Origin of the sequence: Microtetraspora malaysiensis (genome assembly GCF_050947145.1) — a bacterium.
Lineage (GTDB): Bacteria > Actinomycetota > Actinomycetes > Streptosporangiales > Streptosporangiaceae > Microtetraspora_A > Microtetraspora_A malaysiensis.
This window is the reverse complement of the sequence record NZ_CP191998.1, coordinates 5,397,687-5,414,503: the sequence shown is the minus strand read 5'-3', so window position 1 is coordinate 5,414,503 and position 16,817 is coordinate 5,397,687. Positions and strand designations below refer to the sequence as shown.

General features: G+C 70.4%; 10 protein-coding genes and 1 pseudogene. 3 read left to right on the top strand and 8 right to left on the bottom strand.

Annotated elements, in window-relative coordinates; translation table 11 throughout:
* Positions 1-15 precede the first annotated feature (15 nt).
* The 3 genes and pseudogenes from ACQP1V_RS25630 to ACQP1V_RS25620 all read left to right on the top strand — a co-directional run bounded on the left by ACQP1V_RS25630 (position 16) and on the right by ACQP1V_RS25620 (position 2,064).
* Positions 16-870: an HARBI1 family protein gene (locus ACQP1V_RS25630; RefSeq protein WP_433412438.1), complete on the top strand. Its 855-nt coding sequence runs from the start codon at positions 16-18 to the stop codon at positions 868-870.
* Positions 871-915: 45 nt separating this feature from the next.
* Positions 916-1,014: pseudogene (locus ACQP1V_RS25625) on the top strand (hypothetical protein); the annotation flags it as partial.
* 156 nt (positions 1,015-1,170) lie between these two features.
* The gene (locus ACQP1V_RS25620; RefSeq protein ID WP_433412436.1) at positions 1,171-2,064 is read left to right on the top strand and encodes an SDR family oxidoreductase; all 894 of its coding nucleotides are present in this window, start codon (positions 1,171-1,173) and stop codon (positions 2,062-2,064) included.
* 55 nt (positions 2,065-2,119) lie between these two features.
* On the opposite strand, the gene ACQP1V_RS25615 is transcribed toward ACQP1V_RS25620, so the two are convergent.
* The 8 genes from ACQP1V_RS25615 to ACQP1V_RS25580 all read right to left on the bottom strand — a co-directional run bounded on the left by ACQP1V_RS25615 (position 2,120) and on the right by ACQP1V_RS25580 (position 16,611).
* Positions 2,120-3,205 carry a TauD/TfdA family dioxygenase gene (locus ACQP1V_RS25615; protein WP_387416636.1) on the bottom strand — a complete coding sequence of 362 codons (1,086 nt, stop codon included), beginning with the start codon at positions 3,203-3,205 and terminating at the stop codon, positions 2,120-2,122.
* Positions 3,202-8,625 (bottom strand): amino acid adenylation domain-containing protein, encoded by a 5,424-nt coding sequence (locus ACQP1V_RS25610; protein ID WP_433412434.1) that lies wholly within the window; start codon positions 8,623-8,625, stop codon positions 3,202-3,204. The genes ACQP1V_RS25615 and ACQP1V_RS25610 overlap by 4 nt, the downstream gene beginning before the upstream one ends.
* Positions 8,626-8,654: 29 nt before the next feature.
* Positions 8,655-9,131, bottom strand: coding sequence for a phosphopantetheine-binding protein (locus ACQP1V_RS25605; RefSeq protein WP_433425939.1), 477 nt, complete (start codon positions 9,129-9,131; stop codon positions 8,655-8,657).
* 39 nt (positions 9,132-9,170) lie between these two features.
* Positions 9,171-10,028, bottom strand: coding sequence for a transposase (locus ACQP1V_RS25600; RefSeq protein WP_433412432.1), 858 nt, complete (start codon positions 10,026-10,028; stop codon positions 9,171-9,173).
* 14 nt (positions 10,029-10,042) lie between these two features.
* The gene (locus tag ACQP1V_RS25595) at positions 10,043-10,906 is read right to left on the bottom strand and encodes a transposase (RefSeq protein ID WP_433425937.1); all 864 of its coding nucleotides are present in this window, start codon (positions 10,904-10,906) and stop codon (positions 10,043-10,045) included.
* A gap of 110 nt (positions 10,907-11,016) precedes the next feature.
* Positions 11,017-15,492: an amino acid adenylation domain-containing protein gene (locus ACQP1V_RS25590; protein ID WP_433412430.1), complete on the bottom strand. Its 4,476-nt coding sequence runs from the start codon at positions 15,490-15,492 to the stop codon at positions 11,017-11,019.
* Positions 15,493-15,615: 123 nt separating this feature from the next.
* Entirely contained in the window at positions 15,616-15,816 is a 201-nt protein-coding gene (locus ACQP1V_RS25585; RefSeq protein WP_067134477.1) for an MbtH family protein, read from the bottom strand.
* Between the two features lie 594 nt (positions 15,817-16,410).
* On the bottom strand, positions 16,411-16,611 hold the full coding sequence (locus tag ACQP1V_RS25580) for a hypothetical protein (RefSeq protein WP_387416633.1): 201 nt from the start codon (positions 16,609-16,611) through the stop codon (positions 16,411-16,413).
* Between the last annotated feature and the right edge of the window lie 206 nt (positions 16,612-16,817).

The following is a 16,817-nucleotide window of genomic DNA, read 5'->3' as shown; positions in this document are numbered from 1 at the left end:
AACCAGAGGCTTCACGTGCCCACAAGTGTCACATACACCGCGACCTTGAGCATCCACCGAGAGACCGTCCTTTTCCTGGCGGCTCTCCTACACGAGGAACGCCGCCGTCGCGGTACCCGCAAAGGCCGTCGCGCGATCACCTGCTTCACCCAGGCCATGCTCATCCTGCGCTGGTTCCTGGACAACACCCGAATCACGCAGCTCGCGATCGATCACGGCGTCAGCCGCACGACCGCCTACCGCTACCTGCACGAAGGCATCAACGTCCTCGCCGCCACGGCACCCGACCTGACCGATGTCCTGGAGGAGGCGAAGCGGGCCGGACTGACCCACGTCAACCTCGACGGCGTCCTGATCGCCACCGACCGGGTCGCCACACCGGGACCCAACCGCGCCGACCTGTGGTGGTCGGGCAAGCACAAACACCACGGCGGGAACATCCAGGTCATCTCCGCCCCGGACGGTTGGCCACTGTGGGTGTCCGACGTCCGGCCCGGCCGCGAACACGACATGACCTGCGCCCGCCAGCACGGGATCATCACCGCTCTCACCACCGTCCGCCCCGACCTACCGGCCCTGGCCGACCTGGGCTACGAAGGCGCCGCCGACGTCGTACGCGTCCCCGTCAAGAAGAAGGCCGGCCAACCCAAGCTCGGCCATGACCAGCACACCTACAACAAGCTTCTCCGCGGCCTGCGAGGAGTCGGCGAGCGAGCAAACGCCCTGCTCGCCGTCACCTTCAAGGCCCTACGCCGGGTCAGCCTCGACCCTTGGCGCATCGGCAAGATCGTTCAGGCCGCACTCGTCCTGCTCCACCAAGAGCACAACTGGACCATGTCAGCGTCACACAACGTGATCTTCAGTTACTGACAATGGCTCACTGAGGGACGCCTAACGAGCATGTCGGCCGAGTACATACGTTCCCTCCGGTTCCACGACAAGCAGTTCGGCCTGGAGACGATGTGCGTCGGCGGCGGCCAGGGGATGGCCATGATCCTCGAGCGCCTGAGCTGAGAGCGCGATCCGAGCGGACGGCCGGAGGAATCGACGGAGGGCGGACCCTTACCGGAGGCGTGTGACCGACGGCGCCGCCGCAACGACGAGATGACGGGACACGACGGACACGGTGTGACATCCGCACACGTGGATCGCGCAACCAGAGGAGAAGCAGTGAGCGAGCAGCAGAACCGACAGCCGGACCGACAGCCGGGCCGCACCGCGGTGGTCACCGGGGCCGCGCGCGGCATCGGAGCCGCCATCGCGAAGCGGCTCGGCCGGGACGGGCTCGCCGTGGCGGTCCTGGATCTGGACGAGGCGGCCGGCAAGCCGGTCGTGGAGGAGATCGAGGCTGCGGGCGGCAAGGCGCTGGCGATCGGTGTGGACGTCGCCGACGAGCAGGCGGTGGAGGCCGCGATGGCGAGGGTCGCCGACGAGCTCGGTGCTCCGACCGTGCTGGTGAACAACGCCGGGATCATCCGCGACAACCTGCTGTTCAAGATGACGGCGGACGACCGGGACGCGGTGCTGGGCGTGCACCTGCGCGGGGCGTTCCTGATGAGCAGGGCGGCGCAGAAGTACATGACCGAGGCCGGATGGGGGCGCATCGTGAACCTGTCCAGCACGTCCGCGCTCGGCAACCGGGGGCAGGCCAACTACGCGGCGGCCAAGGCCGGTCTCCAGGGTTTCACCAAGACACTGGCGATCGAGCTGGGCAGGTTCGGCGTCACCGTGAACGCGATCGCGCCGGGGTTCATCGAGACCGAGATGACGGCCGCCACAGCCGCGCGGGTCGGGGTGCCGTTCGAGGACTTCAAGGCTGCGGCCGCCGCGCAGATCCCGGTCGGCCGGGCCGGCCGTCCCGAGGACATCGCCGCGACGGTGTCGTTCTTCGTCCGCGAGGAGGCGCGTACGAGGACGATCGGCGGAGAGCGCGCCTCCGCCTGGTCGAAGGAGGTCAGCATGTGGACCTTCGTGCCGGTCCCGACGGTTCTCCGATCGAGGACGACCGGCCCGCGGCCACCGCTCCCGCGGCCACCGCTCCCGCGGCTTTACGCCAGGCCCTGATCGGCGCAGAGGAGAAGGCCGGGCAGCCGTCCCCCAGGATGAGGGGCCGGGCGGGTCAGGAGCGGCGGCCGAACCAGCGGCGCGCCTTCGCAGGCTTGGCGGCCTCCCCGGTCCTCGTTCCCACCCCGGCCGTGGCCTTGGCGAAGCCGGCCTGCGGCTGGACGGTCGGGGCGCAGGTGTCCAAGGGGACCGGGTCGCCCATGGTGACCACGATCTTGCGGGGCCCCTTGAAGGACTCGCGGGCGTGGGCGGCGAGGATGTTGTCGACGATCAGAATGTCACCCGGCCGCCATGTCTCCCTGACCGTCGCCTGGCGGTAGGCCGCGTCGATGGTCTCCACGTCCTCCCTGGAGATCGGCTCGCCGTCGCCGTAGGCGGTGTTGAAAGGCAGGTTGTCGTGGCCCAGGTCCTCCAGGAACACCTCACGGATCTCCGGGTCGAGCGCCCACTCGTTCCAGAAGACCGTGTGGTTGAACCAGACCTCCTCGCCGGTTCCGGGGTGGCGGATGGTCGCCGAGCGGCGCTGCACGGTGCGCAGCTGGTCGCCGCCGACCCACTCGTGGGCGATGTGGTTCTCCGCGCAGTAGGCGGCGACCTCGTCCCTGTCCTCGGTGCCGAATGCGGTGCGCCAGCCGAGGCTGATGTGGTCGCCGTAGTTGCGCACCAGGGACCAGCCGTGCGCGCGGAACCGGTCGGCCAGCGGCTGCGGGATGCTTCTCAGCACCTTGCGCACGTCGGTCACCGGGGTCGCGCCCCCCTCGTCGGGGGCGATCAGGCAGCCGAACATCAGCAGCCCGGGGAAGCTGAGCGCGTAGCTGTTCTCGTTGTGCGGGCGGATCGTCTGGGACGGCGGTAGGTCGGTGGAGGAGTAGACGTCCTTGCCGAAGTGGCTGCGCGGGGTGGCCTTCTCGACATATCCGGCGAGTTTGGCGATCAGGGCGTCGCGTACCTCGGCGAAGTCCTCCACGCCCTTCACCGGCAGCCCTCGCAGGTAGAGGGCGCCGTGCTCGTCCAGGCCCGCACGGATGGCCTCACGGTTCTCCCGCAGCCAGTCGCAGGTCTCGCCCAGGTCCGAGCCCTGGGCGTCGGCCGCGGCGGGCCTGCCCTCCCTGACCTCCCAGGCGATGGTGGTGGTGTTCACGATGCGTGGGTCCTTTCCAGCTCTTCGATGCCGATGAGGTCGTCGGGCTTGGCGTCGGGCACCTCGTCGTCGAAGCGCGCCAGGGTTCCGATCCGGGTGGCGGCGAGCACCAGCAGCGCCATGCCGAGCCCGCACAGCAGGTAGAGAAGCCCGATCCCGCGCCCCGGCCCGGTGCCGATGACCGCGCCGAGGGTGTCCGCGAGCGGGCCGCCCACGGCCAGCAGCGGATCGAGGAGCGGGCCGGCGAGGGGGGCGATGACGCCGAAGCCGAGCGGTACGGTGGCTGCGGCGATCATGGTGTTGACCGCGATGATCCGCCCCTGGAAGCGGTGCGGCACCTTCACCTGGATGATCGTCATGATCGTGCCGTTGATCAGGGCCAGCGCGAAGGACATGCCGAAGGCGCCGACGCCGATCAGCCAGAGGCTGGGCCGCAGCCCGGTCAGCACGCCGGCGACCGCCATCAGCATCGTCGCGGCGATCGCGCCGCGCAGCCTGCGGTGGGTCGGGCCGCCCCACAGGCTCATGACGACGCCGCCGGTGATCGCGCCCGCCCCGGCCGCGACCGCGACCGCGCCGGCCGCCTGAAGCGGGGCGAAGGAGAGGACGAGCGGCGAGACCATGACGAACATGGGAGCCAGGAAGAGGTTCACGCCGGCGAAGAAGAACAGCATGCCGCGGAAGCTCCGGTGTCCCAGCGAGAAGCGGAAGCCGCCTGCGATCTCGGCCGAGATCGGCTCACGGCGGCGCAGCCCCAGCGTGGTGGGGAACTTGACAAACAGGACCACGACGATGGCGAAGGTGTAGGCCGCCACCTGGATGGTCAGGATGCCCTCCAGCCCGATCGCGGCGAGTAGGCCGACCGCGATGAGGGGGACCAGGAACTGGGCGGTGCCGATCGCGAGCTGCACGATGCCGTTGGCGTGCCCGAGGTAGCGCTTGGGCACCAGCTGCGGGATCGACGCCTGGTAGGCGAGCCGCTGGAACGTCACGGAGACCGAGACGACGGCTATCAGCGCGTAGAGCGGGCCGACCGAGAGCCGGTCGGTCAGCAGCAGCGCGAGCATCACCGCCTGTGTGACTCCCGACACCAGGTCGCCGGCGATCATCACCCGCCGTCGGTCGTAGCGGTCGACCACCGCGCCCGCCAGCGGGGCCACGATGATGCCCGGCACCAGGGCGAGCAGGGCGATGAGCCCGAAGTGGGCCAGTGACCCGGTGACCGTGTAGATCCAGATCGGCACCGCGAACTCGGTGAGGGCCGACCCGGTGAGCGAGACGAGCTGCCCCAGCGCGACGGGCAGGAACCGGCGCATGCTCGGCTCGCGCTCCTCCCGCACGGCCCGCCGCTCCACGCTGTCCTGGAGCCACCAGGTGCCGCCCGCCTCGCGCGAGTGCGCCTCCCGCCAGGCCGCGTCGGCGGTGTGGGTGCCGGTGAGGATCTGGGCGAGCTCGTCGGCGCGATACTTGGGGAAGAAGTGCCCGGCCTCGTCGATGACGACCAGCGACGAGGAGTCGGACAGGAAGCACCACTCCTTGAAGCGCTCCTGGTAGAACTCGGTGCTCGGGTCGCGCTCGCCGACGACCGAGATGATCGGCGCTCTCAGCCGGGGCTGCTCGGTCCCCAGGATCCGGGTGAAGTACTCCTCGGCCATCCGGCCGTCCCGGCGCATCAGCTCGACGGTGAAGGCCACCTGCTCCTCGTCGAGGCCCGTCATGTCGCCGCCGAGCGCGCGCAGCTCGGCCGCGATCGTGCGGGTGCCGTACAGCCGGTCACTGATCAGTTTGCTCAGCGGGCCGAGGAAGCGGCCCCGGGGCCGGGCGAAGGGGAAGATGCCGCCCAGGTAGAGGGCATCCAGCTCGCGTCCCGACGCCTCCATGCGCCGGGCCAGCTCCACGGCCAGCGCGCTGCCGGGGGCGCAGTGCCCGTAGATCACGATCGGGCCCCGGAGATGCTCGGCGATCTCCTCGACGCAGAGCCCCGCCACCTCCTCGAAGGAGAGCTGTTCCTCCTCGCCCGGCTCACGTCCGGGGGCGGCGACCGCGTAGAGGGAGTAGCCGGCGGGCATCGCGTCGGCGAGCGTCTGGTAGACGACCGCGTTGGCGCCGCCGTACGGCACGCAGATGACGGAGCCGACCCGGTTCTTCGGATCGATCGGGCGGGTCAGCTCGGCCAGCATCCGGCGGGGGGCGGCCGTCTCGCCCTGGCGTTCGGTGGCGAGCCTGGCGAGCTCGGCGACCGTGGGGTGCTGGAACATCTCCAGCACGCCGATCGGCGGCCTGCTCTCGGGAAAGGCCTTGCGCATTCTCGCCACGACCTGGGTGGCCAGCAGCGAGTGGCCGCCGAGGTCGAAGAAGTTGTCGCCGGTGCCGATCCGTTCGAGGTCGAGGACGCCCGCCCAGATCGCGGCGATGGCCTCCTCGGTCGGGTCGGCCGGGGCGGTGTAGCCGGGCCGCTGGTCCAGCCGCTCGGGTTCGGGGTCCGGCAGCGCCCTGCGGTCCACCTTGCCGTGGGCCTGGAGCGGGAAGCGGTCGAGCCAGGCGAAACGCCCGGGGACCATGTAGTCGGGCAGCCGGTCGAGCAGGTGCGCCCGCAGCTCGGACACCGGGGCCTCCTGCGCGCCCGGCTCCTTCTCCAGCCAGGCGACGAGGTGGTCGCCGCGCAGGTCCACGACGCCCTGGACGACTCCGGGGAGCGTGCCGAGCGCGGCCTCGACCTCGCCGAGTTCCACCCGGTAGCCGCGGATCTTCACCTGGTGGTCGGTGCGGCCGAGGAATTCCAGCCGCCCGTCGTCGAGCCTGCGGACCAGGTCGCCCGTGCGGTACATGCGTGCTCCGGCCGCGCCGTACGGGTCGGCGACGAAGCGCTCGGCGGTCAGTGCGGGGCGGCCGAGATAGCCGCGGGCCATGGTGTCGCCGCCGATGTAGAGCTCGCCCGCGACACCCGGCGGCACCAGGCGCAGCACCTGGTCCAGCACGTAGACGCGGGCGTCGGGGAGCGGGCGGCCGATGGGCCAGGCCGTACCGGCCGCGGGCGCCTGGGGGTCCACCCGCTCGGTGGTCACCGCGACGACCGTCTCGGTGGGGCCGTAGCTGTTGAAGATCGCGCAGCCCGCGCGGGAGGCCAGATCGCGGACCCAGGCGGTCGGCGACGCCTCGCCGGCCAGGACGAGCGCCCGGCGCGGCAGCAGCCGCTCGGGCTCCACCTCCGCGCCCAGTGCGGCGAGGTGAGAGGGCGTCATCTTCAGGTAGTCGAGGCGCGGCACGGCGTCGGCCAGCTCGGGCGCGGAGCCGCGGCGGGGCAGCTGGTGGAGGGTGCCGCCGTTGGTGAGCGGCAGGTAGAACATCAGCATGCTGAAGTCGAAGGCGAGCGACTGGAGCAGCCCGAAGGCGGCGTCGGGCACGATGTCGTATTCCTCGCGGATGTACTCCAGGTAGGCCACGATGTGCCGGTGCTGGACGCCGACGCCCTTGGGCCGCCCGGTGGTGCCGGAGGTGTAGATCACGTAGGCGAGGTCGCCGGGGCCGGCGAGCGGTTCCAGCGGCGAGTCGTCGCCTTCGTCGGCCAGCCGGTCCAGCTCGACGACCGTGCCGGTGAAACCGGCCGCCCGGTCGCGCAGCGCCGAATCGGTGATCAGCACGACGGCCGACGAGTCGGCGAGCAGGAACTCCAGCCGGTCACGCGGCTGCTCGGGGTCGAGCGGCAGGTAGGCGCCGCCCGCCTTGAGCACCGCGAGGATCGCGACCGCGGCGTCCACGGTCCCGTCCAGGCAGATCGCGACGCGCGCGTCGGGGCCGACGCCGGAGTCCCGCAAGTGCCTGGCCAGCCGGTTGGCCCGGCGGTGCAGCTCGGCGAAGGTGAGCGAGCGCTCCCCGGCGACGAGGGCGACCGCGTCCGGGGTCCGCGCCGCCTGGGCCTCGGCCATCTCGCCGAGCGTGCGGTGCGCGGGCCGCCAGGTGCGGGTGCCCGCCCAGTCGCCGAGCAGCGACTCGCGCTCCTCCTCGCCGAGCAGCGACACCTCGGACAGGCGGTGGTCGTGGTCGGCGACGGCACCTTGGAGGAAGAGCCGCATCGAGCGCTCGATGCGCTCGATGGACGCGGGCTCGAACAGGTCGGTGCGGTAGGTGAAGAAGCCGCTCAACCCTTCGTCGGTCTCGTTGACGTACAGCGCCAGGTCGAACTGGGTGACCGCGAGCGGCGGATCGAACGGGCTGATGTCCAGCCCGGCCACGGTCGTGGCGCGGACCGCCTGGTCAGCGAGCGCGAAAGTCGCCTGGAAGATCGCCGAACGGCTGGGGTCCCGCTCCACCCGCAGGTCGTTGACGAGCCGATGGAAGGGATGGTCCTGGTGCGCGAGCGCGCCGAGCACGGTCTCCCTGGTGCGGAGCAGGTGTTGGGCGACGGTCGGGTCGTCGCTGGTACGGCTGCGCAGGGTCACCATGTTGACGAAGGCGCCGACCACACCCTCCAGCTCCTGGTAGGGCCGTCCGGCCACCGGTGAGCCCACCGCGAAGTCGTCCTGGCCCGCGTGCCGGGCGAGCACCGCTTGGTATGCCGCGAGCAGGGTCATGTAGAGCGTGGCGGTGTGTGCCCTGCCGAGGGCGCGCACGGCCCCGGTCAGCTCGGCGTCCCAGGTGAAGGCGTGGACAGCGCCGTCGAAACGCTGCTCGGCCGGGCGCGGCCGGTCGGTGGGCAGCTCCAGGTCGGGCAGCCCGGCGAGCTGCTCGCGCCAGAAGGCGGCGTCGGGCTCGACGGCGGGCCCCGCCAGCCGCGCCTGCTCCCAGGCGGCGAAGTCGCCGAACTGGACGGCCGGTTCGGGCAGCGCCGCGGGCGTGCCCTCGCGGAGTCCGCCGTACAGCTTGAGCAGCTCGTCGACCATGATCTCCAGCGACTGGCCGTCGCTTACGATGTGGTGGACGACGAGCAGGAGCACGTGGTCGTCCGGCCCGATGCGGATCAGCGACGCCCGCAGCAGCGCGTCGGCCGCCAGGTCGAACGGCCGGATCAACTCCTCGCCGACGATCTCGGCCCCCCGCTCGGGGGTCTCCGATTCGGTGATCTTCAGCGTGACGGGCCCAGGCTCGTCGACGACGACCCTCGGCTGCCCGTCCTGGGTGGTGGGGAACCGTGTCCGCAGGGCCTCGTGCCTGGCCACCAGCGCCGTCAGCGCCTCTTCCAGCAGTGTGACCTCCAGTTCGCCCCTCAGGCGCATGGCCACTGGGAGCGTGTAGGCGACGTTCCCCGGAGCGAACTGCTCCATGAACCACAACCGCTCCTGCCCGCTGGACGGCGGCGGCTCGGTCCCCGCGGCGCGGGGCTGGACGGTGGTGCTCGCCGCTCGCCCGCGCAGTCGCTGCGACAGGAGGGCGCGTTTGTCGGCCGTGAGAGCGACGGCGCGCTCCGACAGCTGCTCGGTCATCCGGGACTTCTTCCATTCATGAGGGGGAACTACGGGATCTGTCCTTCGATGGCGGCGATCAGCAGCGCCTCGACGGTGTCGGCCAGCTTTTCGACCGTGGGATGGGTGAAGACCGCGTTGACCGGGATCTCTAGGTCGACGGCCGCTCTGACCCTGGCGGCGACCCTGATGGCCAGCAGCGAGTTGCCGCCGAGAGCGAAGAAGTCGTCGTGCACGCCGACCCGCTCCAGCCCGAGCACCTCGGCCCAGACCTCCGCGACCAGTTTCTCCGCCTCGGTCCTGGGCCCCTGCGTCACGGCGGCCGGCTCCTGCCACACGGGCGTGGGCAGGGCGTGGCGGTCGACCTTGCCGTTGTGGTTGAGCGGGAGGGCGTCCAGGACGACGAAGGCGGAGGGAACCATGTAGGCGGGGAGCGTCTCCTCGGCGAGGCGCTGGATTCGGCCGGAGAGGTCGGACTCATCGGCCTCGGGTGGAGAGGGATGGTGCGGGACCAGATAGGCGACCAGGCGTTTGTCCCCGGGGTGGACCCTGCTGGCTAACTTGTCTCAGGCCGCGAGAGCGAGTTCTGCCAGTTCGAGGCGGGCAAGGTGGCCGGTGCGGGTCCGATCGAGTGGGTGCCCGTTCCACCAGGCATCCAGGCGGATGAGGTTGAGCGCCACGGCGGAGAAGACGTGTTCGAGGTGGACCTTCGCCAGGCCCCGATAGCGGGCCCGGCGAACACCGGTGACCGCGACGGCCTGGCGCATGGTGCCCTCGACTCCGGCGCGGAGCTTGTATTTGTCCTGCCACTCCTTGCTGGTCTGATCGACACGGGCCTGGTCAAGAGCTTGTTGAAGTGGGCGGGCGCGGATGGTGAGCTGGCGTCCACCCTTCTTGGCCGAGGTGCACAAGGAGCGAACCGGACACGGCCGGCAGACCTCGCCGCCGAACTTGACCACGATCGCCGCGGTCTCGCGCTGAGTGCAGGGACTCCACGAGGAACTCGCCTGCCCTTGCGGGCAGATGACCTGCTCAGCGTCCCAGTCGATGGTGAACGCCGAGCGGTCGTAGCCGGCGGCGGCACGGGCTTGCGATGAGTGATCAAGCAGAACCGGGGTGACCAGCGCGATATCGAACCTCTTGCGCGCACTCACGAGGATTTCCGCGGACGGGTAGCCGGAATCGAGGTAGTGCTCGGCCGGCAGCAGCCCACGTGCCGCGAGCATCTGGTGGATCTTCTCGGTCATCTGGTTGTCGGGGACGGTCGCGTCCGTGGTGGCCACGTTCGTGATCAGGTTGGGCGGCACGATGTTCTCGCCGTTCTCGCCGTTCTCGCCGGGGGTGGGATGGCAGGTCTCGCTGATGTGGACCTTGTAGCCGTTCCAGAACAGGTCCTCGCCCTTGGCCGCCCACCGGGCATCCATGTCGTAGGGGGAAGTCAGCCGCCATCTGCCGGGCGGCAGTCCTCTCCGCCGTCTTCGAGGGGCCGCCGCCGCTTGACCACCTCCCGCCCGCCTCGACCGGTGATGCGCACATAGTTTTGAACCAGCATGACCCGCAGCGCGTCGACAGCGGGCAGGTTCCGCAGCCAGACCGGGGAGAACGGCGCGTACACCGCCTCCAGCAGCACATACCCGTCGGTGCCGTAGGCGACCGCCAACTCCTCCCGTTTCGACTCCGAGGTCGGCAGCCGCCAGGAATCGACGCGGGCCCGGTAACGCTGCGCCCATCCGGGCAGCTCCAGGACCCTGCTCGTCCAGCCCGGATCAGCGGCCGAGATCGCCTCCAACGCGGCGCGCACACACTCACCGGCCAACTCCAGCCGGTTCAGATCCCGAACCGCGCTGATCACGTGGGTGGAGTCGGTCCGCTGCTTACCACCCGCCCTCACCAGGCCTTTCTCGCCCAGCTTGGCGAGGAGAAGGTCCAGGGCCTTCTCCTCCAAGCCGTGCTGGAGGACCCGGGTACGGAACTCACTCAGCACAGACGCGTCGAACCCGGGATCATCCAGCGCTAATCCGAGAGCGTATTTCCAGCTCAGGTCCATCCTCACGGTCTCGGCGGCTTGGCGGTCGGTGAGGTTGTCCACTCGCTGCAGCACCGTGATCAACGCCAGCCGTCCCGGTGACCAGCCTGGCTTGCCCTCGATCCCGAACGCGACCGCGAACTCCGCGTCGGCGAACAGTTCTCCCAGCTCATCACGGACTCGGACCGGCAATGGCTTCTCGCGTTTACCGCGATGCATCGCCTGGATCGCTGCCGCGATCTGCGGGTCGGGATCCGGCCACGGCCTCGGCTGCATCGACACCGACCACTCCATCCGCGGCCGGATGAGGGGAGAAACGGCCGCGCACGGCATGATCTCGGGCTATAACAGCTCAGGTCACGGACCCGACACCCGCGTGTCGCGAGTTAGCCAGCAGAGTCGGGGTGGTCGTGTCTGGCCAGGACCACGATCTGGGCTATGGCGGGATGCCGGGCGAGGGTGGTCTCGATCTCGCCGAGCTCGATGCGGAAACCGCGGATCTTGACCTGCTGATCGGCCCGGCCGGCGAACTCCATGTTCCCGTCGCCGCGACGCCGTACCAGGTCGCCCGTGCGGTACATGCGCGTTCCGGGCTCGCCGTAGGGGGCGGCGACGAAGCGTTCGGCGGTCAGGTCCGGGCGGCCGAGGTAGCCGCGGGCCAGGTGCTCTCCGGCGATGTAGAGCTCGCCGGGCACGCCGGTGGGCACCGGGCGGAGCCTGTCGTCCAGGACGTAGGCACGTGTGTTGTCGAGCGGACTCCCGATGGGGACGGCGCCCGAAGACGGTTCCGCCACCCGGTAGGAGAGCGCGAACGTCGTCGTCTCGGTGGGACCGTAGCCGTTGTTGACGACGCCACCGGCGAGGACGACCCGCTCCACCGCAGCGGGAGACGCCGCCTCACCGCCCTGCCACAGTTCCGGTACGGCGGCCAGCACGGCGGGTGACTCCTCGGCCAGTGCGTTGAACAGGCCGGTCGTCAGAAACACCCCGGACACCCGCTCCTGGCGCACCGCCCGTTCCAGGGCGGGGGCGTCGAGCGGGCCGGGCGGGGCCACGACCACGGTCCCGCCGTTGAGCAGCGGCACCCACAGCTCGTAGGTGGAGGCGTCGAAGGCGAACGCGGAATGCGCCAGCACCCGGTCGTGCCCCCACCAGAGGCGGTCGGCGGCGAAGGCGGCAACATTGCGGTGGGTCACCGCGACGCCCTTGGGCACCCCCGTCGACCCCGAGGTGAACATCACATACGCCAGTCGGCGCGGGTCGATCTCCAGCCCCAGGTTCTCCCGGTCGCCCTGCGCCCCCACGACCATGGCCTGCACGTGCCCCATCAGCTCGTGTCCCGCGAAGACCTCGTCGGTCACCACGACCCGCGCGCCGGTCTCCTCCACGACCCAGCGCATCCGCTCCACCGGATAACCCGGATGCAACGGCACGTACACCCCGCCGGCCTTGACCACCGCCAGCAGCGTCACCACCACGTCCGCCGACCGCTCCATCAACACCACCACCGGCGACTCGGGCCCGACCCCGGCGGCCACCAGCCGCCGCGCCAGCGCGTTGGCCCGCGCGTTCAGCTCGGCCGCCGACAGCCGGACCTCACCGCAGACCACCGCCTCGGCATCCGGCGCCGCCGCCACCCGCGCCTCGAACAACCGGGCCAGGTCGCCTCCCGGGAGCGGGGCCGACGTGGCGTTCCACTTCTCCAGCAAGGTCTGCCGCTCCTCGGGAGCGAGCAGCTCCACCTCCCCGACCCGGACGTCCGGATCCGCCGTCACCGCCTCCAGCAGCCTCACCAGCCGCGCGGCGATCGACTCCGCCGTGTCGCGGTCGAACAGGTCGGTCGCGTACTGCAGCACCCCGTCGATCCCTGTGGGTGCACCGGTGGAGAAGCTCTCGCTGAGGCCGAACAGCAGATCGCACTTCGCGCCGCTCAAGCCGTACAGCGAGTAGGCGGGATCGGGCGTCACCGTCAGGCCGGGCAGCTCGGTCTTGTCATCCGGGGTGTTCTCCAGAGCGAGCATCACCTGGAAGAGCGGGTTACGGCCGGGGAGCCTTACCGGGTTGAGCGCCTCCACCAGGTGCTCGAACGGCACGTCCTGGTGCGAGTACGCCGCCAGACCCACATCCCTGACCCTGGCCAGCAGCTCGCGGAAGCTCGGGCCGCCCGAGGTGTCGGTGCGCAGCACCAGCGTGTTGACGAAGAAACCGACCAGGTCGTCCAGCGCCTCGTCGGTACGGCCGGCCACGGGCGAGCCGATCGGCACGTCGGTTCCCGCGCCCAGCCGGGTCAGCAGTGCGGCCAGCCCGGCCTGCAAGGCCATGAACAGTGTGGCCTGGTTGGCCCTGGCCAGGGTGAGCAGCCGCCCGTGCAGCTCGGGCGAGAACCGCAGGGGCACGGACTCGCCCCGATGCCCCGCCACCGGTGGCCGGGGTCTGTCGGCGGGCAGCGCCAGCTCGTCGGGCAATCCCGCAAGGGCCTCCCGCCAGTAGCCGGTCTGCGTGCTCATGAGGCTGCCCGGATCCGCCGCGTCCCCGAGCAGGTCGCGCTGCCACGGGGTGTAGTCCGAGTAGCGCACGGGCAGTGGCTCCCACACGGGAGCCTCACCGCGCGTGCGGGCCGCGTAGGCCACGGCCAGGTCACGCCTGAGCGGAGCCATCGACCACCCGTCGGCGGCGATGTGGTGGAGCAGCAGCACCAGCACGTGCTCGTCGTGCTCGCCGGGGCCGTCGGGCCTCAGGGCGAACAGGCACGCCCGCACCGGCAGCTCGGCTGAGAGGTCGAAGGCGGACATCGCCGCCTTCTCCACCGCCGGACCGAGCTCCGCCTCGTCGATCTCCGCCGTTGGTAGCTCGGGCACGGCGTCCAGCACGCGCTGCCGCGGCTGGCCGTCCAGCGAGGGGAAGACCGTCCGCAGCGTCTCATGCCGCCGCACCACGTCCCCGAGAGCCGCTTTCAGCGCGGCCCTGTCCAGCCGCCCGGACAGCCGCAGGACCAGCGGGATGGTGTAGAGCCCGGCCGACTCCGCGAGCTGGTCGATGATCCAGATCCGGTGCTGGGCGAAGGAGAGCGACGGCTGTTCCGAATCCCCCGAGCGGATCAGCGGCGGCCTGGCCCTGCCGATGCCCTCGCTCCTCGCCTCCTCGATCCTGACCGCGAGCCCGGCGATGGTGGGCGCCTCGAAGACCGTCCCCACCTGCAGCTCGATGGAGAGCGCCGACCTGATCCCGGCCACCACCCGCATGGCCAGCAGCGAATGCCCGCCCATCGCGAAGAAGTCGTCGTCGATCCCGATCCCCGGCACGGCGAGCACCTGCGCGAACAGCCCGCAGAGTATCTCCTCGACCGGCGTGCGCGGCGCCGTGCCGGAGGCCACCGTCTCGGGCGCGGGCAGGGCGTGCCGGTCGACCTTGCCGTTGTGGTTGAGCGGGAGGGTGTCCAGGACGACGAAGGCGGAGGGGACCATGTAGGCGGGGAGGGTCTCCTCGGCGAAGCGCCGCACCTGGCCGGAGAGGTCGGTTTCCGGTGCTGAGGTGTCGCCGGGGACCAGGTAGGCGACCAAGCGTTTGTCTGCGAGGTGGTCGTGTCTGGCCAGGACCACGATCTGAGCTATGGCGGGGTGCCGGGCGAGGGTGGTCTCGATCTCGCCGAGCTCGATGCGGATGCCGCGGATCTTGACCTGCTGGTCGGCCCGCCCGACGTAGTCGAGGAGGCCGTCGGGGAGCCGGCGGACGAGGTCGCCCGTGCGGTACATGCGCGTTCCGGGCTCGCCGTAAGGGCAGGCGACGAAGCGCTCGGCGGTCAGGGCCGGGCGGCCGAGGTAGCCGCGGGCCAGGTGCTCTCCGGCGATGTAGAGCTCGCCGGGCACGCCGGTAGGCGCCGGGCGGAGCCTGTCGTCCAGGACGTAGGCATGCGTGCCGTCGAGCGGCTGGCCGATCGGGACGATGTCGCCGGGCTCGGTCACGTGGTGGGCGGTGGCGTAGATCGTGGTCTCGGTGGGGCCGTAGCCGTTGTGGACGTTGCCGCCCGCCCTCAGGACGTGCTCCACCGTGACCGGGGACGCGGCCTCGCCCGCGATCCACAGCTCCGGCACGGCGGCCAGCACGGCGGGCGACTCCTCGGCCAGCACGTTGAACAGGCCGGTCGTCAGAAACACCCCGGTGACCCGCTCCTCCTCCAGCGCCCACTTCACCACCGACGCGTCCACCACGCCGGGTGGGGCCACGACCACGGTCCCCCCGTTGAGCAGCGGCACCCACAACTCGTACATGGAGACGTCGAAGGAGGACGCCGTGTGGAACAGGACCCTTCGATGCTCGGGGCCGTGCCAGAGGCGGTCGGCGGCGAAGGCGGCAACATTGCGGTGGGTCACCGCGACGCCCTTGGGCACCCCCGTCGACCCCGAGGTGAACATCACATACGCCAGTCGGCGCGGGTCGATCTCCAGCCCCAGGTTCTCCCGGTCGCCCTGCGCCCCCACGACCATGGCCTGCACGTGCCCCATCAGCTCGTGTCCCGCGAAGACCTCGTCGGTCACCACGACCCGCGCGCCGGTCTCCTCCACGACCCAGCGCATCCGCTCCACCGGATAACCCGGATGCAACGGCACGTACACCCCGCCGGCCTTGACCACCGCCAGCAGCGTCACCACCACGTCCGCCGACCGCTCCATCAACACCACCACCGGCGACTCGGGCCCGACCCCGGCGGCCACCAGCCGCCGCGCCAGCGCGTTGGCCCGCGCGTTCAGCTCGGCCGCCGACAGCCGGACCTCACCGCAGACCACCGCCTCGGCATCCGGCGCCGCCGCCACCCGCGCCTCGAACAACCGGGCCAGGTTTTCTCGAAAAGAAATTGGATTCATGAAATCTCCAGATTCATGGCGTGGCGGCGCGGCGAACAGGTCCGATCAATCGGGGAAAGGACGGCGTGCCGTAAACGCGGCTCACGGTGAACGCGGACTTGAAATGGGGAGCTCAGGATCCGTTCACGGCATCGAGAGGCCGCGGGGTCGCATATCGGTCCAGTTCGCGTTGATGAACTCCAGGCAGCCCGGCCGGCTGTCCTCCCCGTGCACGACATCCCAGCCGCGAGGGACCTCGGAGAACAGGGGCCAGAGGGAATGTTGGCCCTCGGCGTTGATCAGGACGAGATAGCGTCCGTTTTCGTCCTCAAATGGATTGCTCATGAAAACCTCGCACTTTGATGTGGTCTTTTGTGTGATTCCATCGACCGGAACGCACGCTTGCCGCGCACCGTCGGAAGGCTGACAGCCGCACCGTCTCCGTCTCGGATCCGCTCACCTGTGAGCCGCTCCGCCTACCGGGAAAACCTCACCGAGATCCGATGAGACCTGTGTGGCGCGTCATCCGCGAGAGGGCCTGTGCCCGGACCCGTCAAGCGATCTCGGCTCAACCGGGGCGATGTCACCTGGGCCAGGTCCTGCCTTGTCGCTCATGTTCGGGTCCCCCCTTCCCGATACGCGCAGATCGCTGGAGGTCATCCTGTTGAGTGCGGCTTTGATCTGGCTTGTAAACGACTGGGGAATGTGCTGAGCCGCCGGTCACCTCGGGCAGGCGTGCCGCTGTCCGAGGCGGAGCGGGTTCACGGCGCCTCCGGCTCCGTGACGCGGCGGCATGACGCACAGGACCGTGGACGCGGATGCCGGGGCTGATCAATCGCGAGGAAGGACGGCGGACGGTGAACGCGACTCGCGAGGGACGCGGCCCGCACGTGCGGAGCTCGGAAGCCGTTCAGGACAGGGAGAGGCGGTAAGGAGGAATCAGACCGGCAAGGTCGCGTCGAGCTTCAAGCGGGTCAGCCCCACCCGCCCGGCCATGCCTCCGAAAGCGTACGCCACCCCTGTTTCCTGCTCGTAGCCGTCTTGACGCTGCCAGGACCCCCGCGATGTGACTGCGGCCTGGATGGTCGGCCTTGTCGACGCCCTGACCGGTGCCAGCGTGACGACCTTGCGCGGATGCATGATCTGTCAACCCCGCCCGCGAGCCGTGCCAGCGTCTCCCGCTCGTTGCCGGTCACGCCATAGGCCACAGCTCACCCACTCCTCTTGACGCGAAAGGCGAATGGCGAGAAAGCGGCCGGAGCCCATGAACTTCGCCAACACCTGCGCGCTGGCCGTACGGAGTGGTCTGCGCGTCCGTGGTGCTGGGCCCACGGTGGTGTCGTGCG

Excerpts from the sequence above, each read along its gene's own strand:
- ACQP1V_RS25595 (WP_433425937.1), bottom strand. The coding sequence starts at position 10,906 with ATGCAGCCGAGGCCGTGGCCGGATCCCGACCCGCAGATCGCGGCAGCG.
- ACQP1V_RS25585 (WP_067134477.1), bottom strand. The coding sequence starts at position 15,816 with ATGAGCAATCCATTTGAGGACGAAAACGGACGCTATCTCGTCCTGATC.
- ACQP1V_RS25600 (WP_433412432.1), bottom strand. The coding sequence starts at position 10,028 with ATGGATGCCCGGTGGGCGGCCAAGGGCGAGGACCTGTTCTGGAACGGC.
- ACQP1V_RS25590 (WP_433412430.1), bottom strand. The coding sequence starts at position 15,492 with ATGAATCCAATTTCTTTTCGAGAAAACCTGGCCCGGTTGTTCGAGGCG.
- ACQP1V_RS25580 (WP_387416633.1), bottom strand. The coding sequence starts at position 16,611 with ATGCATCCGCGCAAGGTCGTCACGCTGGCACCGGTCAGGGCGTCGACA.
- ACQP1V_RS25610 (WP_433412434.1), bottom strand. The coding sequence starts at position 8,625 with ATGACCGAGCAGCTGTCGGAGCGCGCCGTCGCTCTCACGGCCGACAAA.